Raw genomic sequence first — 24,438 nt, forward strand, 5'->3', positions numbered from 1 at the left:
TTCTGCGCCGCTCAGACGGTGTCGAGCATCGAGCGCAGCTCGTACGGGGTCACCTGGCTGCGGTACTCCGCGACCTCGCGGCGCTTGTCCCTGATGAAGTAGGCGAACACCTGCTCGCCGAGCGTCTCGGCAACGAGCTCGGAGCGCTCCATCACCGCGAGCGCGTGATCGAGGCTCTGCGGGAGTGCATCGAAGCCCATAGCCCGCCGCTCGCCGTCGCTGAGCGCCCACACGTTGTTCTCGGCCTCCGGGGGCAGCTCGTACTCCTCCTGGATGCCCTTGAGCCCGGCGGCGAGGAGCACCGAGTAGCCGAGGTAGGGGTTCACCGCGCTGTCGAGGCCGCGATACTCGACGCGGGCCGCGTCGCCCTTGCCCGGCTTGTACATGGGCACGCGCACCAGCGCCGAGCGGTTGTTGTGGCCCCAGCTGACGAAGGACGGCGCCTCATCCCCGCCCCACATCCGTTTGTAGGAGTTGATGTACTGATTCGTCACCGCGGTGATCTCCGGCGCGTGCCGCAGCAGCCCCGCGATGAAGCGGCGCCCGGTCTGGGAGATCTGGTACTTGGCCCCGGCATCGTAGAAGGCGTTCGTGTCGCCCTCGAGGAGCGAGAGGTGGGTGTGCATTCCCGATCCGGGCTGGCCGGCGAGGGGCTTCGGCATGAAGGTGGCGTGCACGCCCTGCGAGATCGCGACCTCCTTCACGACCGTGCGGAACGTCATGATGTTGTCCGCCGTGGTGAGGGCATCCGCGTAGCGCAGGTCGATCTCGTTCTGTCCCGGACCGGCCTCGTGGTGGCTGAACTCGACGGAGATCCCGAGCTCCTCGAGCATGTTGACGCTCTCCCGGCGGAAGTCGTGCGCGGTGCCGCCGGGCACGTTGTCGAAGTACCCGGCGCGGTCGACCGGAACGGGGCCCTCCTGCCCGAACTCCTTCGACTTCAGCAGGTAGAACTCGATCTCGGGGTGGGTGTAGAAGGTGAAGCCGAGTTCGGCGGCGCGCGCGAGCGTGCGCTTGAGCACGTTGCGGGGGTCCGCGACGGCCGGCTCGCCGTTCGGCGTGCGGATGTCGCAGAACATGCGGGCGGTCGGCGCGAGCTGGCTGCGCCAGGGCAGCAGCTGGAACGTCGAGGGATCCGGCACCGCGAGCAGATCGGACTCGTAGGCGCGGGTCAGCCCCTCGATCGCGGATCCGTCGAAGCCGATGCCCTCGCTGAACGCGCTCTCCACCTCGGCGGGGGCCAGCGCGACGGATTTGAGTGTGCCGGAGACATCGCTGAACCACAGCCGCACGAACCGGACTCCGCGCTCCTCGATGGTGCGGAGGACAAAATCGCGCTGCTTGCTCACATCGGCTCCATTCACCCGGCCGGGACCGGTCATGACGGCTCGGCGGGCGTGCCGCTCCGCCGGTCACAGACTATCGCGGGCCCGTGACATTCGTGTTACAGGGACGACATCGTCGGCGTCAGTCCTCGACCGCGTCCTCCTCCGCCCACCGGCGGGCCCGCTCCGCGACGATCTCCTCCGCCCTCGCGGCCTCCTCGCGGCTCGAGAACGGTCCGAGGCGGTCGACGGAGAGCGACTGCGGCCCCTCCTCGACGGCGCGGGTGCGGGTGTTGAACCAGTAGGTCTCGGCGGGATCCTCGATCCCCCAGTCGCGCTTGCTCACGGCGATGCTCCCCTCCGCGCCCGGCCCGGGCGCTCGACTCTAGACTAGACGCATGCCCTTCGACGCACACGGTCATCTCATCCCCGGTCGCCTGCCCCAGCCGAGGAGCGTGCCGGCGGAGATCGCGCGGCCGCCCTACGTCGGGCTCGCGGCTCCCCAGGCCTACACCGGCGACGACACCTACTCCGAGGACGAGATCGCCCGGATCCGCGCCGCCGGTCGGATCGCGTCCCGTGCGCTCGACGCCGTCGGGGAGGCGGTGCGGCCGGGCGCGACGACGGCGGAGCTCGACCGGATCGCGCACGAGTTCGTGGTGTCGCACGGAGCCTACCCCTCGACCCTCGGCTACCGCGGGTACCGCGCGTCCTCCTGCACCTCGGTCAACGAGGTCATCTGCCACGGCATCCCGGACGACACCGTGCTGCGCGACGGCGACATCGTGAACGTCGACGTCACGGCGTACCTCGACGGCTACCACGGCGACACCAACCGCACCTTCCGCGTCGGCGCGGTGCGCGAGGAGGTCGATCTGCTCGTCGAGCGCACCCGCGTGGCCATGATGCGCGGCATCCGCGCGGCGCGCCCGGGGCGAGAGGTCAACGTCATCGGGCGGGTCATCGAGACCTACGCGAAGCGCTTCGGCTACGGGGTCGTTCGCGACTTCACCGGGCACGGCGTCGGCGCCGCCTTCCATTCGGGGCTCATCATCCCCCACTACGACTCCGCCCCCGCCTACGCCGACGTGATCAAGCCGGGCATGGTGTTCACGGTCGAGCCGATGCTCACGCTCGGCACCCACGAGTGGGAGCAGTGGGACGACGGCTGGACGGTCACGACGCGCGATCGGAGCGTCACGGCCCAGTTCGAGCACACGGTCGTCATCCGCGACGACGGCTTCGAGCTGCTCACCGTCTCCGAATAGCCGTCGCGCCGGCGCGCGCAGACCGCAGCGCGGCCGCTCACGAGCACGCGACCTCCCGCCGGCGCACAGGGGGCTGTAGGGGAATGGGCCGGATCATACGCCGGGTTCTGTCCCGGCCGGTCTCCCGGCCGGTGACGGCCATCTCTCTCGGAGCGCCGTTGCCGACGCCCTCCAGCGGCCTACCCGCAGACTCGGCGGGGCGCGTCATCGTCTGCTGTCTGGCCTTGCTCCGAACGAGGTTTACCTGGCCGCCCGTGTCACCACGGACGCCGGTGGTCTCTTACACCACCCTTTCAGCCTTACCGACCGTGGCGCACCACCGCCGGCGGTCTACTCTCTGTTGCACTTTCTCGCGGGTTGCCCCGGGTGGGTGTTACCCACCGTTCTCCCCTGCGGAGCCCGGACGTTCCTCGGCGCGTGCACCGCGGTGCCGCGACGCGACCGTCTCACCGACCCATTCCGTGCACCAGTCTAGCGCGCGGACGGGCCGTCGAGCCTCACTCGTCCTCGACGCGGACGAGGATCGCGCCCGTGCCCGGGCAGAACACGAGCTCGTCGGGCGCGGCCGCGCGGATGTCGCTGAGCTCGGCGGGCGCCAGCGCCATGTTGCTCGCCTCCGAGACGTTCCCGCGCAGTCGGGCCGCCCCGATGCCCGTGCGGGCGCGGAGATCCTCGTAGACGCCGATGAGATCGCGCTGCACCTCAGCGGCGAGTCCCGCGCGCTCCTCGGTCTGCGCGGCGAGCTCGCGATCGATCCCGGCCTCGGCCTCGGCGATCCGCGAGCGCAGTCCGTCGCGCTCCGCGTCGACGCCGCCCAGCTGCGCCGCGGCCGCATCGAACTCCCGCTCGGCGCGCTCCTGGAGCTCGAGCGCCTCCAGCTGGCGGTCCTCGAGCTCGGCCGTGCGCCGGGCGAGCGCGTCGAGTTCGCCCTGCAGCGCCTGCGCCTCCTTGCTCGAGGTGCTCGCGGCGATGAGCTGCTCGTCGCGCACGCGGCGCTGGGAGACGAGCGCGACGTCGGCCTCGATGCGATCGAACTCGGCGCGCTGCGCATCGAGCTCGCGCTGCGCCGCCATGTAGCGGGTCTTCGCCGCCTCGGCCCCGTCCGCAAGGGCGTCGAGCTCGGCACGCTCGGGGATCGTCTGCCGGCGGCGGCGCAGCCGGGCGATCGCGGTGTCGAGATCCTGCAGGTCGAGCAGCAGTCGCTGCTGGCGTGGGCTGGCCTTCATGCTCCTACGATAGCGGGATCGCGCCGCCGCCGCCCTCCCGGCCGACGGCGAAGCTCCACGGGTCGGTGCGCAGGCCGCTGACCCGGAATTCGACGCCGGGCAGGAGGCTCGCGAGTCGCGACGCGGCGCCCTCGAGCCACAGCGACTCGCTCGCCCAGTGCGCGACGTCGACGAGGGCCGGCCCGTCGGAGACCGCGGACGCCTCGAGCGACTCCTGCGCCGGGTGATGCCGCAGGTCGGAGGTGAGATAGACGTCGGCGCCGCGGACCGCCGGGTGGTCGAGCAGGCTGTCCCCGGCGCCGCCGAGCAGCGCGACGCGCCGCACCCGGCGCTCCGGATCGCCGGCGACGCGGACGCCCGAGACCGTGGGCGGCAGGACGGACGCGACCCGTTCCGCGAACGCACGGAGGCTCTCGGGCGCGGCGAGCAGCCCGACGCGACCGATGCCGATCGTCGGATCCGCGGGGTGCGGCACGATCGGTTCCGGGGACACGAGCCCGAGCCGCTCGGCGATCACCGCGGAGACGCCGCCCGCCGGCTGATCGGCGTTCGTGTGCGCCGCCAGGAGCGCGCAGCCGCCCCGGATCAGCCGGGCGAGCAGCGCCCCCTTCGCCGTGTCCTCCGCGACCGAATGGATGCCGCGCAGCAGCAGCGGGTGGTGCGTGATGAGCGCGTCGGCGCCCCAGTCGAGGGCCTCGGTCACGGTGGCGTCGACCGCATCGACGGCGAGCAGCACGCGCGCGAGCGGCTGCGCGTCGTCGCCGGAGACGAGACCGACGCGGTCCCAACTCTCCGCGGTCGCGGCGGGCCAGAGCGATTCGGCCGCCTCGCGCAGCCGGGCGAGGCGGGGGGCGTCGGGTGCCGTCATGCTCACCTCCGCAGCAGCTTCCGGGCGAGCACGTTGCCGAGCAGCTGCACGAGCTGCACGATGACGATGATGATGAGCACCGCGGCCCAGGTGATCCAGGGGTTGAACTGCCGGTAGCCGTACTGCAGGGCCAGATTGCCGAGGCCGCCGCCGCCGATCACGCCGGCCATCGCCGTCATGTCGACGACCGCGATGAAGGCGAAGGTGTAGCCGAGCACCACGGGCCCGAGGCCCTCGGGGATCAGCACCGTGAGGATCGTCCGGATCGGACCGGCCCCCATGGCGCGCGCCGCCTCGATGACGCCGGGCGGCACGGTGAGCAGGTTCTGCTCGACGAGCCGAGCGATGCCGAAGGTCGCGGCGAAAGTCAGCACGAAGATCAGCGCGCGATCGCCGATTCCGGTGCCGACGACGAGACGCGCGAGCGGCTGGATGGCGGCGATGAGGATGACGAACGGGATGGGTCGGAAGAAGTTGACGAGGAAGTTGAGCACCCAGTAGACGCCGCGGTTCTGCAGGATGCCGCCCTGGCGGGTGACGGTCAGGAGCACGCCGATCAGCAGCCCGAGCACGCCGCCGATCCCCATCGCGATGACGACGTAGACGAGGGTCTGCACCGTCGCCTCGAGGAACTTGCCGTCGGCGAGCAGTTCGATGAGCTTGTCCATCAGGCCAGCACCTCCAGATCCGTCTCCTGCCCGAGCGCCGCGATCGCGTGCTCCACCTGCAGCTCGTCGCCGATGAGCTCGAGCGTGAGCTTGCCGAAGCTCCGCCCGCCCACGTCGGTGATGCCGCCGTGGATGATGCTGACGCCCACCCCCCGCTCCGCCAGGGTGCGGAAGACGACGGGCTGGTCGACGTCGCCGTCGCGGAAGGTGAGGGCGACGAGGCGGCCGCGATGCCGCTCCCGCAGCTCGGCGAGGTGCGCGGCTTCGGGCTGCGTCGGCAGCGCCGTGGCGACGAAGCGTCTCGTCGTCTCGTTCTGCGGGTCCGAGAACACGTCGAAGACGCCGCCCTGCTCCACGGCGCGCCCGCCGTCCATCACGGTGACGCGGTCGGCGATCTCCCGCACGACCTCCATCTCGTGGGTGATGAGGACGATCGTGATGCCGAGCTCCGTGTTCACCCGCTTGAGCAGTGCGAGCACCTCCCGCGACGTCTGCGGGTCGAGGGCGCTCGTCGCCTCGTCCGCGAGCAGCACCCCCGGGTTGGTCGCGAGCGCGCGGGCGATCCCCACGCGCTGCTTCTGGCCGCCGGAGAGCTGGTCCGTGTAGGCGCCGGCCTTGTCGGAGAGGCCCACGAAGGCGAGGAGCTCCGCGACGCGCCTGCGGCGCTCCGCCGCGGGTACACCCGCGACGACGAGCGGATACTCGACGTTCTTCGCGACCTTCTTCGAGTGGAAGAGGTTGAACTGCTGGAAGATCATGCCGATCCGGCCGCGCGCCGCGCGCAGGCGGGACTCGGGCAGCGCCGTGATCTCGTCCTCGCCCACGAGGATCCGCCCGGCGCTCGCGCGCTCGAGCCCGTTGACGAGCCGGAGCAACGTGCTCTTCCCCGCCCCCGAGTAGCCGATGATCGCGTGGATCTCTCCCGAGGCGACGTCGATCGTGACGTCGTCGACGGCGACGACGGGCGCGGCGTCCGATCCGCGCCCCGGGTAGCGCTTGGACACGCCGAGCATCTGAACGCGGGTCATCGCGTCTCCTTTCGCGGGAATGCGGGATCGGGGCGCCCGGAAACCCGGACGCCCCGATCCTAATGCGCTGCGCGCGTCGTCCGGCGTGCGCGCTGCGGGCGACGGCGCGCGATCAGCCCTGGTCGGCGCGGATCTGCTCCTCGGCGTCCGCCTGGATCTCGAGCAGCTCGGACACCGGCGTGTCGAGCATGATCGCCGAGTCGCCGGAGTTCTCGAGCACGCCCGCCTGCACGTCGTCGTTCGTCTGGTAGATCTCGACGAGCTTCTGGTAGGTCGCGTTCTCCGCGTCGGCGGCCTTCGCGGCGAAGATGTTGATGAAGGGCTTCGCGCCATCGTCCGCGGGGTCGTCCTCGTACAGCGCGTCGGCGAAGTCGAGGCCTGCGTCGGTCACGAAGTCGTTGTTCACGACGGCCGCGTCGACGTCGGCGAGCGAGGTCGCGGTGAATGACGCGTCCATCTCGGTGACCTGCACCCGGGAGCCGTCCTCGACGTCGTCGGGGGTGGAGAAGAGGCTGCCGCCGCCGGTCAGCTCCACGAGCCCGGCGGCCTGCAGCACGTTGAGCGCGCGGGCGCGGTTCGAGGGATCCGACGGGATGGCGACGGTCGCGCCCTCGGGGATGTCCTCCAGCGACGCGTGCTTCGTGGAGAAGACGGCCAGCGGGTAGATCGCGGTGGCCCCGATCGGCACCAGGTCGTCGTCGTTCGCCACGTTGTAGTCCGCGAGGTACTGGATGTGCTGGAACTGGTTGAGGTCGATCTCGCCCTCGCTCAGCGCCGGGTTCGGCTGGTTGTAGTCGGTGAAGTCGACGAGCTCGACGTCGATCCCCTCCTCGGAGGCGGCGTCGACGAAGGTCTCCCAGTACGGGTCGCTCGCGCCGACGACGCCGATGCGGACGGTTTCGCTCGCGCCGTCGGCGCCGTCCGCGCCCGAGGCGTCCGACCCTTCGGACGCGGAGCAGCCCGCGAGGACGAGGGCGAGGGCGGTGATCGAGGCGGCGAGCACGCCGCGCTTGATGAAGGTCATGTGGTTCCTCTTCGATGCAGGAGCTGGCGGACGCCGGACGGGTCCGCCGCGGTCGTCTTCCAGGGTGCGGCATGGGAGGCGACGCGCGCGAATCGCGGTGTCATACGGCGTCATGCGCGTGGGATACTGGAGACGACGCACCGCGTCACCGGCGGGCAGGCCGAATCATCGTCGTGAAGACCACGAAAGGAACCCTCCGTTCACATGAACCAGAGTGCTGACGCCCATCTCGACGCGTGGAAGGCCAAGCAGGAGCTCGCCGAGCGGATGATCCCGCTGATCGGGCAGCTCTACCGGGATCACGACGTGGTCATGTCCGTCCACGGCCGCAGCCTCGTCGGCCGCTCCCCCATCGACATCATCCGCGCCCACAGCTTCGCGCGGAAGATCGACGAGGTGGAGCTCGATCTCGCCGAGACCTCCGCGATCGTGGCGGCGCTCGCCGAGATCCAGCCCGGTCCGGTCTCCGTCGATCTCGCCCTGCTCGCGAACGGCTTCCGCGAGGCCGGAGGCGCCGACCTCGACGCGTACCTCAGGCAGGTGCTCGCCCCCGCGCTGGACGCGCGTCCGGGCACGGGCACCGACGTCGTGCTCTACGGCTTCGGCCGCATCGGCCGGCTCCTCGCACGCATCATCATCGACCATTCGGGCAGCGGCAACGGTCTGAACCTGCGCGCGATCGTCGTGCGGAAGGGCTCGGAGAACGACCTCGTGAAGCGCGCGAACCTGCTCCGCCGCGACTCGGTGCACGGACCCTTCAACGGCACGATCAAGGTGCTCGAGGACGAGAACGTGATCCTCGCCAACGGCGTGCGGATCCAGGTCATCTATTCCGACGACCCCGCGAACGTCGACTACACGGCCTACGGCATCGAGGACGCGATCCTCGTCGACAACACCGGCAGGTGGCGCGACGCGGAGGGCCTCGGCCAGCACCTGCGCAACGCCGGCATCGCCCGCGTGCTGCTCACCGCCCCGGGCAAGGGCGAGCTGAAGAACATCGTGTTCGGCGTCAACAACGGCGCGATCGAGGCCGCCGACGCCATCGTCTCGGCGGCCTCGTGCACCACGAACGCCATCACGCCGGTGCTGAAGGTGCTGAACGACGAGTACGGCGTGCGCCACGGCCACGTCGAGACCGTGCACTCGTACACGAACGACCAGAACCTCATCGACAACTTCCACAAGGGCGACCGGCGCGGTCGCTCGGCGGCGCTGAACATGGTCCTCACGGAGACCGGTGCCGCGAAGGCCGTCGCGAAGGCCCTGCCCGAGTTCGAGGGGAAGCTCACGGGCAACGCGATCCGCGTGCCCACGCCCGACGTGTCGATGGCGGTGCTGAACCTGCAGCTGGAGCGGGAGACGAGCCGCGAGGAGCTCAACGCCTTCCTCGAGCGGGTCTCGCTCACGGGAGCGCTGCGCACCCAGATCGACTACGTCGAGTCCCCCGAGATCGTCTCGACCGATTTCGTCGGCTCCAACCGTGCCGGAATCGTGGACGGCCTCGCCACGATCGTGACGGGCTCGAGCGCCGTCGTCTACGTCTGGTACGACAACGAGTACGGATACAGCTGCCAGGTGGTCCGGATCATCGAGCAGCTCGCAGGCGGGCACCCCGCCCACCTGCCGGCGCTGGAGGGCTAGACCGCGGCCGGGCGGCGGGTCCTCCCGCCGCCCGCACGCACCACTCAGGAGAAGGGAACCGCATCATGTCGGAGAAATACCTCATCGGAGTTGACGGATCGGAGCAGAGCCGGGTGGCGCTCGCCTGGGGGCTCGCGCGCGCCACGGAACGCCGCGCCGCCGTCGAGCTGCTGCACGTCGCCGACGACTCATTCCTCTCCGAGAGCGTCGCGTTCCTCTCGGAGGCCCAGTCGGCGTCCGAGCAGATGCTCCAGGCCGAGACCGAGTACGCGCGGAGCCTCGGCTTCGCCGGGACGATCACGGGCACCGCCGTCGTGGGGCACCCCATCGCCGAGGTGGAGGAGGCGTCCAAGCGCGCGGATCTGCTGATCCTCGGAGCCCACGGCGGCAGCCGCTTCGCCGGATCCTTCTTCGGCACGCGCGCCGTGAAGGCGGCGGCGACGGCCCATTGCCCGGTCGCGGTGATCCCGCAGCGCGACGTCGCGCCGAACGCCGGAGTCGTCGTCGGCGTCGACGGTTCGGAGGCCTCCCGCAAGGCGATCGCCTTCGCCGCCGAGGAGGCCTCCCAGCGCGGGGTGCCCCTGATCGCGGTCTACGCCTGGATGCCGCCGCTCACCCCCGGTCTCGAGTACCTGTGGAGCGAGGAGCTCGTCGAGTCGCAGCGCGCGGCTGCCGAGGAGGCGATCGCCATCGGCGTCGCCGGCCTCGCCGAGCGCTACCCGGACCTCGAGATCGAGCGACGGATCCTGCAGTCCGCCCCGGTGGCGGCGCTCGTGCAGTCCGCGGAGGGCGCCGAGATGCTCGTGGTCGGCAGCCGGGGACGCGGAGGGATCTCCCGCCTGCTGCTCGGCTCCGTGAGCCACGGCGTGCTGCAGGCCCTGCCCTGCCCGGTCGTCGTCACGCGCGCGTAGCCGCGGCCGTGCGTCTTCGGCGCTTCGCGGCGCTGCTCGCGCTCTCCGCACTGCTCGCCGGGACCGGCTGCGGTGCGTCCGCGGCCGGGCCCGCAGCCGGGTCGGGTGCCGTCGAGACGCCGCCTCGGGCGACGGACGACGCGACGCCCGAGGCGCCGGATCCGACGCCCGAGGAAGCTCTCAGGGAGCGGGCCGAGGCCTACGTCGACGCCCGCTCGACCCGTGAACGAGCGGCCGGGATCGTGATGGCGGCCGCGCCGGGCACCGACGCCGGTGCACTCGCCGCATTCGCGGCCGAGACCGGCGTCGGCGGTCTGATCCTCATGGGCGACAACATCCCGGCCGACGCCTCGGCCCTCGCGCAGCTCACGGGGGTGCTGAGCGCCGCCGCCGAGCCGCCCCTCCTCATCGCGGCCGACCAGGAGGGCGGCAGCGTCTCCCGCCTCGCCTGGGACGCGCTGCCGGCGGGGGCCGCGCTGCAGTCGTCGGAGCCGGCCGCCTCGGAGACGGCGTTCGCCGAGCGCGCCGCCCTGCTCGCGAGTGCGGGCATCGACGTGAACTTCGGCATCGTCGCGGACGTGCCCCGAGGGCCGGAGTCCTTCATCGCGGCACGCGCGCTCGGCGCGACGCCCGAGGCGAGCGCCGAGCGCGTGGCGGCCGCGGTGCGCGGCGACCGCGGCCTCGTTCGGTCCACGCTCAAGCACTTCCCGGGCCACGGCGCCGCCGAGGGCGACTCCCACGTCGGGATCCCGAGCACCCCGGAGCCGATGGACGACTGGCGGGCGAGCGACGCGCTGCCTTTCCGCGCGGGCATCGACGCGGGCGCCGAGCTGCTGATGTTCGGTCACGTCGCGTACACCGCGGTCGACGCCACCCCGGCCTCCCTCTCCGCCGAGTGGCATCGCGTCGCCCGGGAGGAGCTCGGATTCACGGGGGTCGCCGTCACCGACGACCTCGGCATGCTCCTCTCCTCGGGCGTGCCGGAGTACGCGGACCCGGCGGCGAACGCCGTCGCGGCGCTCGCGGCGGGCAACGATCTCATCCTCGTCATCGCCGGACACGACCGCGCCGCCGTCGACGCCGTCATCGCGGGGCTCGCCGCGGCCGTCGACAGCGGGACGGTCCCCGAGGAGCGGCTCCGCGAGGCGGCGCTCCGGGTCGCCGAGCTCCGCCTCGCGGGCCCCGGAGAGCTCCCCGTGCCGGGCGAGGGGTAGCATGACGGGACGTGCGGGGATCGCGTCCCCGCCAGATCGAGGGGGCGAGGCACCATGACCACGGGGACGGGCGCGCAGGCGCGGATCGAGCGGATCATCACGACGGGGGTGCTCGGGGCCGGGCGTCCCGGCTACCCCGCGGGCGGCGTGCCGATCGAGAACAACGTCTGGCTCCTCGGCGATGACGACGCCGTGCTCGTCATCGACGCCGCGCACGACGCCGACGCGATCGCCCGCGCCGTCGGCGACCGCGAAGCGCTCGGGATCCTGCTCACCCACGGGCACGAGGACCATGTGAACGCGGCGGTGGAGACGGCACGCCGCTTGGACACGCACCTCTACCTGCACCCGGCCGACCTGTTCCTCTGGGAGGAGACGCACGGCGATCGGACGCCCGACTTCGAACTCGCCGAGGGTGCGACCTTCCTCGTCGCGGGCGCCGAGGTCGCCACGCTCCACACGCCCGGTCACACGCCGGGGTCGGTCTGCTTCGCCCTGCCGGCGCTGCGCACCGTGTTCTCGGGCGACACCCTGTTCGAGGGCGGTCCCGGTGCGACGCGCTGGGACTACTCGAGCTTCCCCGGCATCGTGGAGTCGATCCGCACCCGCCTCTTCCCGCTCCCGGCGGAGACCGTGGCGCACCCCGGGCACGGCGCCGACACGACGATCGGCGCCGAGGCGCCCGCGCTCGAGGACTGGCTCGCGCGCGGCTGGTGAACGCGCGGCCGGCGAGCGGGCGAAACACGATCGTCGCATCGAGGGAGTACGCTGTCTGAGTCGCAGCGTCGCGAGGCCGTCTCCCCCGCACCCGTCGAAAGGCGCTCCATGCCCCTCACCACGCCGCTCCGGCGCAACTTCGCGCTGTTCGCGCTCGCCCTCGGCGGCTTCGGCATCGGGGTGACCGAGTTCGCCTCGATGGGCCTCCTCCCCGACATCGCCCGCGAGATGATCCCGGGCTTCGAGGCCTCGCCGGGCGTCGCGATCGCGCAGGCGGGCTGGCTCATCACCGCCTACGCGCTCGGCGTCGTCGTCGGCGCACCCACCTTCGCGGTGCTCGCGGCGCGCATGTCGCAGACGACGCTCGCCTTCTGGCTCCTCGGCCTCTTCATCGCCGGATCCCTCGCCTCGGCCCTCATGCCGGGCTTCGGCACGCTCGCGCTCGTGCGCTTCATCGCCGCGCTCCCGCACGGCGCCTATTTCGGCGTGGCGTCCCTGCTCGCCGCCCGCATCATGGGTCCGGGCATGCAGGGCCGGGGCATCGCGCTGGCGCTCTCCGGCCTGACGATCGCGAACGTCGTCGGCGTGCCGCTGGCCACCTGGCTGGGCCAGAGCTTCGGCTGGCGCTCCGCCTACGCCCTCGTCGCCGGGATCTTCGCCGCGACCCTCGTGCTCGCGGTCGTCTTCCTGCCCCGCTTCCCCGGGAATCCCGAGCGCAGCGCCCTCAAGGAGCTCTCGGCCCTCGCCAATCCCCGCGCCTGGATCATGATCGGCGTGGGTGCGATCGGCTTCGGCGGCTTCTTCGCGGTGTACTCCTACATCGCGGAGGTGACGACGCGGGTCGCCGGTCTCGACGCCGCGCAGGTGCCCTGGGTGCTCGCCTGCCTCGGCGTCGGCATGACCATCGGCAACCTCATCGGGGGCTGGGCGAGCGATCGGCGGCCGCGGCTCGCGATGATCTGGGGATTCATCGCGTTCATCCTGGCGCTCGTGCTCTACACCCAGCTCGCCGCGCACCCCGTCGGGCTGTTCGCCGGCGTCTTCCTGCTCGGGCTCAGCTCCTCCTCGCTGCTGCCCTCCATCCAGTCGCGCCTCGTGCGGATCTCCCACGAGGCCGCCCTGCTCGGGGCGGCCGTGAACCACGCCGCCTTCAACCTCGGCAACAGCCTCGGCGCCTGGACCGGCGGCGCCGTCATCGCCGGCGGCCTCGGCTACCTCGCGCCCGGCTGGGTGGGTGCGGCGCTCGCATGCCTCGGGCTGCTGCTGGCACTCGTGAGCATGGGCGTGCAGCGCCGGGACCGCGCGCGGAGCATCGACACGGTCGGGATCCGGATCCCCGGCGAGGCCTGAGCGGTCTCCGGCGGTTCAGCCCGCGATCAGCGGGCTGTGCCCCGGCGCGATCCGCTCCTCCGCGCGCACGGGCGGCGGCGGGGTGCCGTCCCCGAAGGGCTCGCCGCCGAGCCGCTCACGGCCGTGCGGCTCGAGCCAGCCCGCGAGATCCGGCCCGGCCGGCACGATGCGCGTCGGGTTGATGTCGGTGTGCGTCTCGTAGTAGTGCCGCTTGATCTGGACGAAGTCGACGGTGTCGCCGAAGCCCGGCGTCTGGAAGAGCTCGCGGGCGTATGCCCAGAGGTGGGGCATCTCGGTGAGCCGGTTGCGGTTCGTCTTGAAGTGGCCGTGGTAGACGGGGTCGAAGCGCACGAGCGTCGTGAACAGCCGCACGTCGGCCTCGGAGATGGTGCCGCCCATGAGGAACCGCTGCGTCGCGAGCCGCTCCTCGAGCCAGTCGAGCGCCTCCCACAGGCGGGCGTACGCGGCATCATAGGCCTCCTGACTGCCCGCGAAGCCGCAGCGGTAGACGCCGTTGTTCACCTCGGTGAAGACGCGTTCCACGACGGGACGCATCTGGGCGAAGCCGTCCCCGAGCAGCAGATCGGGAGCGCCGTCGCGGTGGAACTCGCGCCACTGCGTCGACAGGTCCAGGGTGATCTGGGGGTAGTCGTTCGTGACGACGGCCCCGCTCGGGACGTCCACGATCGCGGGAACGGTGATGCCGCGGGGGTAGCCGGGGAAGCGCGTGAAGTAGTGCTCCTGCAGTCGCTCGCTCCCCAGCACCGGATCGCGCCCGTCCGGGTCGAGGTCGAAGGTCCAGGAGCGCGCGTCGTGCACGGGCCCCGGGCGGCCGAGCGAGAGGACGTCCTCGAGCCCCAGCAGCCGGCGGACGATGAGCGTGCGGTTCGCCCAGGGGCAGGCCGCCGCCGCGACGAGCCGGTAGCGCCCGGGCTCGACCGGCCACGCCTGGGCGCCAGGCGTCAGCCCGTACCCGACGGCGCCGATCTTCGACGGCGGCGGCGCCGGGAGCGCGCGCACCGCCTCGGGATCGGCGACGATCCGGTCTTCGATGTACTGCGTGTCGCGCTCGTACGCCTCGCCGCCGGTGATGTAGCTGCCCATCGGCCCGGGCTCCGTGTTCCCGCTCATCGCGCTCCCCGTTCTCCGCCCGCCAGCGCGACGGGCCCGTGCCCGATCCTACGCGAGTCCCCGGAACTCGCGGTTCAAGTAGACCATCGGCTCGGCGGCGTCGCCGAACGCGGCCTCGAGCACCTCGGCCACGACGATCACCGATGAACCGACGCCCAGCGAGTGCAACGTGCGGCAGCGGAGCGCGACGCGCGACGCCGGCAGGTACGGTTCGCCGGTCTCGAGGCGCTGCCAGCCCTGCTCGGGGGTGAAGCGCTCCGCGCCGGAGACGGCGAAGGACTGCGCGATGGCGGCGTGTCTGGCGTCGAGCAGGTGGACGAGATAGCTGTCCGCACCGAGGATGCCCCCGGCGCTGCCGGTCGCCCGGGTGACCGAGAAGGAGAGCGCGGGCGGATCGATCCCGACCGAGGCGACGCTCGAGGCGGTGAGCCCGACCGGCCCGGCGGGGGTCTCTGCCGTGATCAGGGCGATGCCGGCCGGGTGGTCGCGGAACGCGCGCTTGAGCGCGTCGGCGCCCCAGAGCCGTTCCCCGCCGGGGCCGTCGCCCGTCGCATCCGCCGCTCCCGTCGCGTCCATCCGCCGCTCGACCATGCCCTGTCCGTCCTCGTTTCCGCCCGCAGCCGTGCGCGGGCCAGCCAGGCGCGCCCATCGCGCGCACCATCGATCCACAACGCGCACCCCACGGCGATCATTCCCCGGCGTACGCTGGGGGCATGACACTCCGAGACATCCCCTTCACCACGATCGACGGCGAGGAGACGTCGCTCTCGACCCTCGGCGGGCGGGCGGCGCTCGTCGTGAACGTCGCGTCCAAGTGCGGCCTCACCCCGCAGTACGAGCAGCTCGAGGAGCTGCAGCGCACGTACGGCGACCGGGGGCTCACGGTCGTCGGCTTCCCCTGCAACCAGTTCCTCGGGCAGGAGCCGGGCGACGCGGAGGAGATCAAGACCTTCTGCTCGACGAGCTACGGAGTCACCTTCCCGCTCATGGGGAAGGTCCGGGTGAACGGGCGGCGCAAGCATCCGCTGTACGCGGCGCTCCGCGAGACCCCCGATGCCGAGGGGAAGGCCGGGCGCGTGCAGTGGAACTTCGAGAAGTTCCTCGTCGACGCCGACGGCCGGGTGACCCGCTTCCGCCCGACGACGACGCCGGATGATCCGGCCGTCGTCTCCGCCATCGAATCGGCGATCGCCGCCTGACCCGCCGGCCGGGCGGGTCGACGGGAGATGCCTTGACATCCGTGGCGCACGACATAGGCTGACGAGCAGCGCCGTCGGCGCGCCGACCGAGGGGAGCCAGCATGTATCTGCCGAGCACGGACGGGGAGCGCGACAGCCTCGCGGCCTACATCGACCAGCAGCTCGCGGCGATCCGGGCGTCCATCTACGGGCTCACGGAGGAGCAGGCGCGGGCGACCCCCTGCCGCAGCGCGCTCTCCATCGCCGGCATCCTCAAGCACACGCTGCAGGGCATGCGCGGGGCGATCGTCCGTCTCGGCGGCGAGGAGACCGCGCCAGACACGAGCGCGGACGGCGTCGCGGAGTATCTGGCGGGGTTCGTCCACGGCGAGACGGAGCGCACGGCCGAACTCCTCGCCGACTGGGACGCCGCCCGGGCGAGTCTGCTCGAACTCATCGCCGGCCTCGATCCCGATGCCGAGGCCGTCGCCCCGCCGGAGCCCTGGCACGGCGTGTACGCGCCGAGCCCGATCCGGCTGCGCTATTACCTGACGCACCAGATCGAGGAGTTCGCGCGCCACGCGGGGCACGCCGACATCATCCGCGAGGAGCTCGACGGGGTCGCGGTGCCCACCCTCGTGCTGACCCTCGAAGGGGCGCCGGCCAATCAGTTCTTCACCCCCTTCGCCCCGGAACCCGGCACGATCGTCGACTGAGGCGGCCGCAGCAGGGGGATGCCGAACGGAGAGCTGTGCCGCTCGCGCGATGCCGCGCGTCGTCACGCTCCGGTACGGGTGTCGTCTCGCCTGCTGCGGGCGCGCGCCCAGATCGCACTCCCGATGAGCGCCAGCGCGATCCCGCGTACGATCCAGAGTCCCGGCTCCCACGCGATCCCGTACTCCCCGGGGATGCCCAGCAGGGCGAGGACGAGCTGTCTGGCCACGACCCTGCCGGATTCCGCGAAATCGAGACTGGCGACGGCCAACAGGCTGATCGCCGGTATCGCGAGAAAGATGAGCGGCACGTACACCCTGAAGGCGGCGATGCGTTCGCCGCGGATCGCGTCGCACACGGCAAGACCCAGTATCCGCAGGGGGAACACGACGAGCGGCCAGAACACGAAACCGAGGCCGAGGCCGAGGCCGACGAGCAGCGCGAACGTGCACATCACCCCGACGGCACTCGAGAGGCCCGTCACGGCGAAGTAGCCGGGGTGGGCGAGCAACGGCCCGAGGCTCAGGACGAGCAGTCCGATCGGGAGGACGACGAGCGGCCACCAGAGAAAGGTCCAGAGCGGGCTCTGCAGGCGCAGCTTGCAGAGCACGACGAGCTCGATGATCAACCCGCAGGCGATCATCGGGAAGACGAACAGCGACAGCAGCATCGGGGTGCCATCGGCGCGATCTGGATGCAGGAGCACCAACGGGACCTCTGCGATCACGAGGGTCGTCAGCGAGATGATCGCCGCCGGGAACGACACGCTTCTCACCGAATGCTCCGGTGCGTGCACGGGGGTGCCCCGGTCGGAGAGCAGTTCGATCGCGTCCCAGAAGCTCAGCGAGCTCTTTCCGGTCATGTCATCACGCGCCTCGCCACGATCACTCGTTCAGTGCACCACGATCCTCCGGTGGGCCCGGCCGGGTTCGAACCGACGACATCCACGGTGTAAACGTGGCGCTCTACCAGCTGAGCTACAGGCCCCGAACGCCCGCGCGGCGGGCCTCCCCAGCATAGGGGCCCCGCCGCGCCGGCGCGAATCCGCGCGGATCAGGCGATCGCGGCGACCGCCTCGCGGTAGGCGGCGAGATCGCGGGGCTGCCCCGGCGCCGTCTCGAAGGAGGCGAGGACGGTGCGATCCCGCCCGATGACGAGCGTCGCGCGCGTCGCGATGCCGGCCTCCTCGACGAAGACGCCGTACTGCTGCGCCACGGCGCCGTGCGGCCAGAAGTCGGAGAGGATGGAGAAGGAGTAGCCCTCCTGCTCGGCCCAGGCCTTCAGCGCGTACACGGAGTCGACGGACACGCCCACCAGGCGCACGCCGCCCTCGGCGAAGATCTCCAGGTTGTCGCGCAGCTCGCACAGCTCGCCGGTGCAGATACCGGAGAAGGCGAGGGGGAAGAAGACGAGGGCGACCGGGCCCTCCGCGACGAGCTCGGAGAGCGTGAGCTCCTCGCCGTGCTGATCGGAGAGCGTGAAATCGGGCGCCTCCGCGCCGACTGCGAGCACCATGGTGCCACCTTTCCGGCGCACGCGGCGCCACTTGCGGGTGTGGACTCCCCCAGCCTACTCATCCGGGTCCCCCCGCTGCAGCGCCGAACATTGTGCGGATATGACACCTTCCACAAGGAGATGCCGGATTCCTTGGTGGATGTTCGCTAGTCTGGAGCTGCCCCGCGATCCGCAGGGCAGCCTTCCGTGCTGCGCGCGGGCCCAACAGGCCTCGCCCGGCGCTCAGCACGCCTCTTGGTGAATGGAGCACAATCTTGGCTGTGAACACGCAGGATCCGTACGCGCCGGACAACGACGACGTGGATCCCCAGGAGACCGCCGAATGGCGCGAGTCCCTCGACGCGGTCGTCGAGGCGCGCGGCGCCGGGCGGGGCCGCGAGATCATGACGAGCCTGCTCGATCGCTCGCGGCAGCTCCACCTCAACGTCCCCCAGGTGCCGACCACCGACTACGTCAACACGATCGCCTCGGCGGACGAGCCCTCCTTCCCGGGCAACGAGGAGCTCGAGCGCAAGTACCGCTCCTGGATCCGCTGGAACGCCGCCATGACGGTGCACCGCGCGCAGCGGCCCGGTATCGGCGTGGGCGGCCATATCTCCACCTACGCCTCCGCGGCCTCGCTCTACGAGGTCGGCTTCAACCACTTCTTCCGCGGCCAGGACCACCCGAGCGGCGGCGACCAGATCTTCGTGCAGGGGCACGCCTCCCCCGGCATGTACGCGCGGGCCTTCCTCGAGGGGCGCCTGAGCGCCGATCAGCTCGACGGGTTCCGCCAGGAGCATTCGCACGCGGGAGGCGGCCTCCCGAGCTACCCGCACCCGCGACTGCTGCCCGACTTCTGGCAGTTCCCGACCGTCTCGATGGGCATCGGCCCCATCAACGCGATCTACCAGGCGCAGCTCAACAAGTACCTCACCAACCGCGGCATCAAGGACGCCTCCGAGCAGCACGTCTGGGCCTTCCTCGGCGACGGCGAGATGGACGAGGTGGAGAGCCGCGGTCAGCTGCAGGTCGCGGCGAACGAGGGCCTCGACAACCTCACCTTCGTGATCAACTGCAACCTGCAGCGCCTGGACGGTCCGGTGCGCGGCAACGGCAAGATCATCCAAGAGCTCGAGAGCTTCTTCCGCGGCGCCGGCTGGAACGTCATCAAGGTGATCTGGGGACGCGAGTGGGACGAGCTCCTCGCCAGGGACACCGACGGCGCGCTGCTGAACGTGATGAACACGACGCCCGACGGCGACTACCAGACCTACAAGGCCGAGAACGGCGGCTTCGTCCGCGATCACTTCTTCGGCAAGGACGAGCGCGCGCTCCGCCTCGTCGAGGACTACACGGACGAGCAGATCTGGGGTCTGCGGCGCGGCGGCCACGACTACCGCAAGGTCTACGCCGCGTTCAAGGCGGCCACGGAGCACAAGGGCCGCCCGACCGTCATCCTGGCGAAGACGATCAAGGGCTACGGTCTCGGCCCGCACTTCGAGGGCCGCAACGCGACCCACCAGATGAAGAAGATGACCCTGGAGGACCTGAAGCTCTTCCGGGACACCATGCGCATCCCCGTCACCGACGCGCAGCTCGAGGCCGATCCCTACCGCCCGCCCTACTACCACCCGGGCGAGCAGGACGACGCGATCCAGTACATCCACGAGCGCCGCCGCGAGCTCGGCGGCTACCTGCCCGAGCGGCGCACCTCGCACGTGGATCTCGCCCTCCCCGAGCCGAAGAGCTACGCCATCGCGGCGAAGGGCTCCGGCACCCAGGAGGCGGCGACGACCATGGTGTTCGTCCGCATGCTCAAGGACCTCATGCGCGACCAGGGCTTCGGTCCCCGCATCGTGCCGATCATCCCCGACGAGGCGCGCACCTTCGGCATGGACTCGTACTTCCCCACCTCCAAGATCTACAACCCGCACGGGCAGAACTACGTGTCGGTGGATCGCGAACTGCTCCTCGCCTACAAGGAGAGCCCGCAGGGCGTGCTGCTGCACGTCGGCATCAACGAGGCCGGCGCCTCCGCCGCCTTCACCGCTGTCGGCACCTCGTACTCCACGCAGGGCCAGCCGCTCATCCCCGTGTACATCTTCTACTCGATGTTCGGCTTCCAGCGCACGGGCGACGCGCTCTGGGCGGCGGGAGACCAGATGGCGCGCGGCTTCATCATCGGCGCCACCGCCGGCCGCACGACGCTCACGGGCGAGGGGCTGCAGCACGCCGACGGGCACTCGCTCGCCCTGGCCTCGACGAACCCCGCGGTGGTCGCCTACGACCCGGCCTACGGCTACGAGATCGGCCACATCGTGCGCTCGGGCATCGAGCGGATGTACGGCGGGGCGCACGAGGACCCGAACGTCATGTACTACCTCACGGTGTACAACGAGCCGATCGTGCATCCGGCGGAGCCCGAGGGCGTCGACGTGGAGGGCATCGTCCGCGGCATCCACCGCGTGAGCCCGGCGGACGGCACGGGGCGGCTGCGCGCGCAGATCCTCGCGTCGGGGGTCGCCGTGCCCTGGGCGATCGAGGCGCAGGAGCTGCTCGCCCGAGACTGGGGCGTGGCCGCCGACGTGTGGAGCGTCACCAGCTGGAACGAGCTGCAGCGCGACGGCGCCGCGGCGGAGGCGCACAACTTCCGCAACTTCGGCGACGCCCCCCGCGTGCCGTACCTGACCGAGAAGCTGCAGGGCGCCGAGGGCCCCGTCGTCGCCGTGAGCGACTGGGCGACCCTCGTCCCCGAGCAGATCCGCCCGTACGTGCCCGGGGACTACTCGGTGCTCGGCGCCGACGGCTTCGGCTTCTCTGACACCCGCGCGGCCGCCAGGCGCTACTTCGGCATCGACCGCGAGTCGGTCGTCGTGAAGGTGCTGCAGCGGCTCGCCGCGCAGGGCGAGATCAACGCCGAGATCCCCCGCCGCGCCGCCGAGCAGTACCGCCTCGACGACGTGAACGCCGGGACGACCGGCGGTGCCGGCGGCGACGCGTGAACCGGGAGACGGTGGAGCCGGCGGCCTAGGGAGAGGTGCACGTGCAGAAGGACCGCACGAAGGAGCAGGAGCTCGCGTGGCTCCGGACCATCACCGGCGAGCTCTCGACCCGCACCATCACGCGCCTCGACGAGACGCTGCCGTGGTACGGGTCGATGCCGCCCAGCCGGCGGTCGGCCGTGGGGCTCGTCGCGCAGACGGGGATCGCGTCCTTCATCCAGTGGTACGAGGATCCGAGCTCGACGCCGTGGATCGCCTCCGACGTCTTCAGCTCCGCACCGCGGGAGCTGCTGCGCTCGATCAGCCTGCAGGAGACTTTGCAGTTGATCCGAGTGGTGGTGTCCGTCGTCGAGGAGCGCGTCGCCCCGCGCAGCGAGGCGCTCCGCGAGGCGATCCTGCACTACTCGCGCGATGTCGCCTTCGCCGCCGCCGACGTGTACGCGCGGGCTGCCGAGGCGCGCGGCCTGTGGGACGCGAGACTCGAGGCGCTCGTCGTCGACTCGATCCTCACGGGCGAGAGCGACGACGAGCTGCCGAGCCGCATCGCCGCGCTCGGCTGGCACGGCGACGGCGAGGCGGCGGTACTCGTGGGTACCGCGGAGCGCTTCGTCGACGTCGACCAGCTCCGCCGTTCGGCCAGGCACGCGGGTGCCGACGTGCTCATCGGCCTGCAGGGCACCCGGCTCGTCCTCGTGCTCGGGCGTCTCGACGCGCCCCCGCGCGATGCGCACGCGGGCGTCGAGACCCCGCAGCTCGGATTCCTGGAGATCGCGCAGCGTCTCGCCGACGGATTCTCCGACGGCCCCCTCGTGCTCGGGCCGACCGTGGAGAACCTCGTCGACGCCTCCCGCAGCGCCCGGGCCGCCCTCGCGGGCGTCGCGGTGGCGCGCTCGTGGCGGCATGCGCCGCGCCCCGTGCCGGCTGACGATCTGCTGCCGGAGCGCGCCCTCGCGGGCGACGGCCTCGCCCGCCGCACGCTCATCGAGCAGATCTACGAACCGCTCGCGGCCCATTCGGGCGAGCTGCTCGAGACCCTCTGGTGCTACCTCGACAACGGCCGCTCCCTCGAAGCGACGGCCCGCGAGCTGTTCGTGCACCCGAACACGGTGCGCTACCGGCTCAAGAAGGTGTCCGACGTGATCGGCTGGAACGCGACGGGCGCGCGCGAGGCGCTGATCCTGCAGTCCGCCCTCATCGCCGGTTCCATCGCGCAGCACGGCACGAGGCGCGCCGCATCCTCGAAAAAATGAAGGATCCGCACAACGATATGCTCGATTGTTGGTCGAGCATATGCAGAAGCGCGGCCCGCGATCTGAGAAACTGGAACACGTGATTGTCATCGCCTGCCCTGGACAGGGCTCCCAGACCCCCGGCTTCCTCGACCCGTGGCTCGAGCTCCCCGGCAGCCGCGATTTCCTCGGCACGGCCTCCGAGGCCGCCGGCGTCGACCTCATCGCGCACGGCACGACGAGCGACGCCGACACCATCCGGGACACCGCGATCGCCCAGCCGCTGATCGTGGCAGCGAGCCTGTTGGCATGGCGCGCGCTCGGCGAGCGCGCGGAGCTCACGGGCGCCGGCGTCGCCGGCCACTCCGTGGGTGAGTTCGCGGCGGCCGCGGCCGCCGGCGTGCTCGACGCCGAGGACGCCCTCCGGCTCGTCGGCGTGCGCGGGCGCGCGATGGCGGAGGCCGCCGGGCAGGCCGACACCGGCATGGCGGCCGTCGTCGGCGGGGTCGAGGACGACGTGCTCGCGAAGATCGCCGAGCACGGGCTCACCCCGGCGAATCGGAACGGCGGCGGTCAGATCGTCGCGGCCGGGGCCCGCGCGGCGCTGGACGCCCTTGCGGGCGACGCGCCCCGCGGCGCCCGGGTGATCGCCCTGCAGGTCGCCGGCGCCTTCCATACCGACGCGATGTCCTCCGCGATCCCCGTGCTCGCGCAGGCTGCGGCGGATGTCGCGCCCTCCGACCCCGTGCGCCCCCTGTGGACCAACGCCGACGGCTCCCGCGTCGCTGACGGCGCCCGCTTCCTGGAGCTTCTCGTCTCCCAGATCGCGAGCCCCGTCCGCTGGGACGCCTGCATGACCGACTTCCAGGACGCCGGGATCACGGGGCTCATCGAGCTGACCCCCGCCGGCGCCCTCTCGGGCATCGCGAAGCGCGCGCTCAAGGGCGTCCCCACGGTCGCCGTGAAGTCCCCCGCCGACCTCGATGCCGCGGTCGCGCTGATCGCCGAAGCCGCCTGAGCGAAAGGAACCACGCACATGGCCTCCCTCGTGCAGCCCTCGGGCCCCGCCCACACCCGTATTCTCTCGATCGGCGCGGCGCGCGGCGATCTCGATGTGCCCAACGACGACATCGTCGGCCCCATCGACTCCTCCGACGAGTGGATCAGGCAGCGCACGGGCATCGTGCAGCGCCGCCGGGCGAGCCGCGGCCTCGAGGCCGTCGACCTCGCCGTCTCGGCCGGCGAGGAGGCGATCGTCCGTTCCGGGCTCGACCGCGCCGACATCGACGGCGTGATCATCGCCACGATCTCGAACGTCGCCGTCACCCCGTCGATGGCGGCGCTCGCGGCGCACCGACTCGGCCTCACCCCGGCCGCGGCCTTCGATATCTCGGCGGCGTGCGCCGGCTACGTCTACGGGGTCGCGCAGGCCGATGCGCTCGTGCGCTCGGGCGTGTGCCGCAACGTCCTTGTGATCGGTGCGGAGAAGCTCTCGGACATCATCGATCCCACCGATCGCAGCATCTCCTTCCTACTGGCGGACGGCGCGGGCGCCGTCGTCGTCGGCCCGAGCGATCACACCGGCATCGGCCCCACGCTCTGGGGCTCCGACGGTGAGAAGTGGGACACGATCCGCGTCACCTCGACCTTCGAGGAGTACCGTGCCAACCCGGGCGTGGTCCCCTGGCCCACGCTGCGGCAGGACGGCCAGACGGTCTTCCGCTGGGCCGTGTGGGAGATGGCCAAGGTCGCGCGGCAGACGCTCGAGGCCTCGGGGATCGAGGCCGGCGACCTCGCCGCGTTCGTCCCGCACCAGGCCAACATGCGCATCGTCGACGAGTTCGCCAAGCAGCTCAAGCTCCCCGACTCCGTCGTCGTCGCCCGCGACATCGAGATGCAGGGCAACACCTCTGCGGCGTCCATCCCCCTGGCGCTGCACGCGCTCGTCGAGGAGCACCCCGAGCTCTCCGGCGGCCTCGCGCTGACGATCGGCTTCGGCGCCGGCCTCGTCTACGGCGCTCAGGTCGTCGAGATCCCCTGATCCGCGCGCGCGTCGCGCCCGCCGCGCGGCGGGCGGCCCCGTAAACTTCCATCGACCGATACCCATATCAAGGAGAAACACACATGGCATTCAGCAACGAAGAGATCCTCGCCGGGCTCGCGGAGCTCATCAACGATGAGACCGGGATCGCCGCGGACGTCGTCGCGCTCGACAAGTCCTTCACCGACGACCTCGACATCGACTCGATCTCGATGATGACGATCGTCGTGAACGCCGAGGAGAAGTTCGACGTGAAGATCCCCGACGAGGAGGTCAAGAACCTCAAGACCGTCGGCGACGCCGTGAGCTTCATCGCGGGCGCGCAGGCCTGATCGGTCCCCCGGGCCGGCGCGGATCCGGGCTTCGGCCGATCCGCGCCGCCCGACCGGGCCGTCCCGGCCCG

General features: G+C 71.5%; 24 protein-coding genes, 1 tRNA gene and 1 other RNA gene. 13 read left to right on the forward strand and 13 right to left on the reverse strand.

Going from position 1 to position 24,438, the window contains the following annotated elements; genetic code table 11:
* Nucleotides 1-11: 11 nt before the first annotated feature.
* On the reverse strand, nt 12-1,349 hold the full coding sequence (glnA, locus tag MUN78_RS07355) for a type I glutamate--ammonia ligase (protein ID WP_244729719.1): 1,338 nt from the start codon (nt 1,347-1,349) through the stop codon (nt 12-14).
* A gap of 118 nt (nt 1,350-1,467) precedes the next feature.
* Nucleotides 1,468-1,671, reverse strand: a complete 204-nt coding sequence (locus MUN78_RS07360; protein WP_244729720.1) for a methionine aminopeptidase — start codon at nt 1,669-1,671, stop codon at nt 1,468-1,470.
* Between the two features lie 52 nt (nt 1,672-1,723).
* Between MUN78_RS07360 and map the strand changes: the two genes are divergently transcribed.
* Nucleotides 1,724-2,593, forward strand: coding sequence for a type I methionyl aminopeptidase (map, locus tag MUN78_RS07365; RefSeq protein ID WP_244729722.1), 870 nt, complete (start codon nt 1,724-1,726; stop codon nt 2,591-2,593).
* A gap of 80 nt (nt 2,594-2,673) precedes the next feature.
* Here map and rnpB read toward each other — a convergent pair.
* The 6 genes from rnpB to MUN78_RS07395 all read right to left on the reverse strand — a co-directional run bounded on the left by rnpB (nt 2,674) and on the right by MUN78_RS07395 (nt 7,407).
* An RNA gene (rnpB, locus tag MUN78_RS07370) (RNase P RNA component class A) lies at nt 2,674-3,050 on the reverse strand.
* Nucleotides 3,051-3,090: 40 nt separating this feature from the next.
* Complete coding sequence (locus MUN78_RS07375) at nt 3,091-3,819, reverse strand: zinc ribbon domain-containing protein (protein WP_244729724.1); 729 nt, start codon at nt 3,817-3,819, stop codon at nt 3,091-3,093.
* Between the two features lie 4 nt (nt 3,820-3,823).
* Complete coding sequence (locus MUN78_RS07380) at nt 3,824-4,687, reverse strand: Nif3-like dinuclear metal center hexameric protein (RefSeq protein ID WP_244729725.1); 864 nt, start codon at nt 4,685-4,687, stop codon at nt 3,824-3,826.
* Between the two features lie 2 nt (nt 4,688-4,689).
* Complete coding sequence (locus tag MUN78_RS07385; RefSeq protein ID WP_244729727.1) at nt 4,690-5,355, reverse strand: methionine ABC transporter permease; 666 nt, start codon at nt 5,353-5,355, stop codon at nt 4,690-4,692.
* Complete coding sequence (locus tag MUN78_RS07390) at nt 5,355-6,383, reverse strand: methionine ABC transporter ATP-binding protein (protein WP_244729728.1); 1,029 nt, start codon at nt 6,381-6,383, stop codon at nt 5,355-5,357. The genes MUN78_RS07385 and MUN78_RS07390 overlap by 1 nt, the downstream gene beginning before the upstream one ends.
* 112 nt (nt 6,384-6,495) lie before the next feature.
* Nucleotides 6,496-7,407: a MetQ/NlpA family ABC transporter substrate-binding protein gene (locus MUN78_RS07395; RefSeq protein ID WP_244729729.1), complete on the reverse strand. Its 912-nt coding sequence runs from the start codon at nt 7,405-7,407 to the stop codon at nt 6,496-6,498.
* A gap of 204 nt (nt 7,408-7,611) precedes the next feature.
* Between MUN78_RS07395 and MUN78_RS07400 the strand changes: the two genes are divergently transcribed.
* The 5 genes from MUN78_RS07400 (at nt 7,612) to MUN78_RS07420 (ending at nt 13,243) form a co-directional block, all read left to right on the forward strand.
* Nucleotides 7,612-9,051 carry a glyceraldehyde-3-phosphate dehydrogenase gene (locus MUN78_RS07400; RefSeq protein ID WP_244729731.1) on the forward strand — a complete coding sequence of 480 codons (1,440 nt, stop codon included), beginning with the start codon at nt 7,612-7,614 and terminating at the stop codon, nt 9,049-9,051.
* A gap of 65 nt (nt 9,052-9,116) precedes the next feature.
* Nucleotides 9,117-9,962: a universal stress protein gene (locus tag MUN78_RS07405; RefSeq protein WP_244693816.1), complete on the forward strand. Its 846-nt coding sequence runs from the start codon at nt 9,117-9,119 to the stop codon at nt 9,960-9,962.
* A gap of 8 nt (nt 9,963-9,970) precedes the next feature.
* The gene (locus tag MUN78_RS07410; protein ID WP_244729732.1) at nt 9,971-11,176 is read left to right on the forward strand and encodes a glycoside hydrolase family 3 N-terminal domain-containing protein; all 1,206 of its coding nucleotides are present in this window, start codon (nt 9,971-9,973) and stop codon (nt 11,174-11,176) included.
* Nucleotides 11,177-11,230: 54 nt separating this feature from the next.
* Nucleotides 11,231-11,893, forward strand: coding sequence for an MBL fold metallo-hydrolase (locus MUN78_RS07415; RefSeq protein ID WP_244729733.1), 663 nt, complete (start codon nt 11,231-11,233; stop codon nt 11,891-11,893).
* 108 nt (nt 11,894-12,001) lie between these two features.
* A complete protein-coding gene (locus MUN78_RS07420) occupies nt 12,002-13,243 on the forward strand; it encodes an MFS transporter (protein WP_244729734.1) in 1,242 nt (413 codons plus the stop codon).
* A gap of 15 nt (nt 13,244-13,258) precedes the next feature.
* On the opposite strand, the gene MUN78_RS07425 is transcribed toward MUN78_RS07420, so the two are convergent.
* Nucleotides 13,259-14,374 carry a glutathione S-transferase C-terminal domain-containing protein gene (locus tag MUN78_RS07425; RefSeq protein WP_244729735.1) on the reverse strand — a complete coding sequence of 372 codons (1,116 nt, stop codon included), beginning with the start codon at nt 14,372-14,374 and terminating at the stop codon, nt 13,259-13,261.
* Nucleotides 14,375-14,422: 48 nt separating this feature from the next.
* Complete coding sequence (locus MUN78_RS07430; RefSeq protein ID WP_244729736.1) at nt 14,423-14,965, reverse strand: flavin reductase family protein; 543 nt, start codon at nt 14,963-14,965, stop codon at nt 14,423-14,425.
* Nucleotides 14,966-15,087: 122 nt separating this feature from the next.
* On the opposite strand from MUN78_RS07430, the gene MUN78_RS07435 reads away from it, so the two are divergent.
* Nucleotides 15,088-15,573: a glutathione peroxidase gene (locus MUN78_RS07435; RefSeq protein ID WP_244729738.1), complete on the forward strand. Its 486-nt coding sequence runs from the start codon at nt 15,088-15,090 to the stop codon at nt 15,571-15,573.
* Between the two features lie 101 nt (nt 15,574-15,674).
* Nucleotides 15,675-16,268, forward strand: coding sequence for a mycothiol transferase (locus tag MUN78_RS07440; RefSeq protein ID WP_244693823.1), 594 nt, complete (start codon nt 15,675-15,677; stop codon nt 16,266-16,268).
* A 62-nt stretch (nt 16,269-16,330) separates the two neighbouring features.
* Here the strand turns inward: MUN78_RS07440 and MUN78_RS07445 are convergent, their stop codons facing one another.
* The 3 genes from MUN78_RS07445 to MUN78_RS07455 form a co-directional block, all read right to left on the reverse strand.
* Nucleotides 16,331-17,128, reverse strand: coding sequence for a hypothetical protein (locus tag MUN78_RS07445; protein WP_244729741.1), 798 nt, complete (start codon nt 17,126-17,128; stop codon nt 16,331-16,333).
* A 52-nt stretch (nt 17,129-17,180) separates the two neighbouring features.
* Nucleotides 17,181-17,253 (reverse strand) — tRNA-Val (locus MUN78_RS07450).
* 66 nt (nt 17,254-17,319) lie between these two features.
* On the reverse strand, nt 17,320-17,781 hold the full coding sequence (locus MUN78_RS07455; protein ID WP_244729742.1) for a peroxiredoxin: 462 nt from the start codon (nt 17,779-17,781) through the stop codon (nt 17,320-17,322).
* 254 nt (nt 17,782-18,035) lie between these two features.
* Here MUN78_RS07455 and aceE point away from each other — a divergent pair, with 254 nt between their 5' ends.
* From aceE to MUN78_RS07480, 5 genes are all read left to right on the forward strand, one after another.
* Nucleotides 18,036-20,765: a pyruvate dehydrogenase (acetyl-transferring), homodimeric type gene (gene aceE, locus MUN78_RS07460; RefSeq protein WP_244729744.1), complete on the forward strand. Its 2,730-nt coding sequence runs from the start codon at nt 18,036-18,038 to the stop codon at nt 20,763-20,765.
* 41 nt (nt 20,766-20,806) lie between these two features.
* Nucleotides 20,807-22,015: a PucR family transcriptional regulator gene (locus MUN78_RS07465; protein WP_244729746.1), complete on the forward strand. Its 1,209-nt coding sequence runs from the start codon at nt 20,807-20,809 to the stop codon at nt 22,013-22,015.
* A gap of 79 nt (nt 22,016-22,094) precedes the next feature.
* Nucleotides 22,095-23,012 carry an ACP S-malonyltransferase gene (locus MUN78_RS07470; protein WP_244729748.1) on the forward strand — a complete coding sequence of 306 codons (918 nt, stop codon included), beginning with the start codon at nt 22,095-22,097 and terminating at the stop codon, nt 23,010-23,012.
* A gap of 18 nt (nt 23,013-23,030) precedes the next feature.
* Nucleotides 23,031-24,035 carry a beta-ketoacyl-ACP synthase III gene (locus tag MUN78_RS07475; protein ID WP_244693828.1) on the forward strand — a complete coding sequence of 335 codons (1,005 nt, stop codon included), beginning with the start codon at nt 23,031-23,033 and terminating at the stop codon, nt 24,033-24,035.
* A gap of 83 nt (nt 24,036-24,118) precedes the next feature.
* The gene (locus tag MUN78_RS07480) at nt 24,119-24,367 is read left to right on the forward strand and encodes an acyl carrier protein (RefSeq protein WP_244693829.1); all 249 of its coding nucleotides are present in this window, start codon (nt 24,119-24,121) and stop codon (nt 24,365-24,367) included.
* The last annotated feature ends 71 nt before the right edge of the window (nt 24,368-24,438 follow it).

Source organism: Leucobacter allii (genome assembly GCF_022919155.1).
GTDB lineage: Bacteria > Actinomycetota > Actinomycetes > Actinomycetales > Microbacteriaceae > Leucobacter > Leucobacter allii.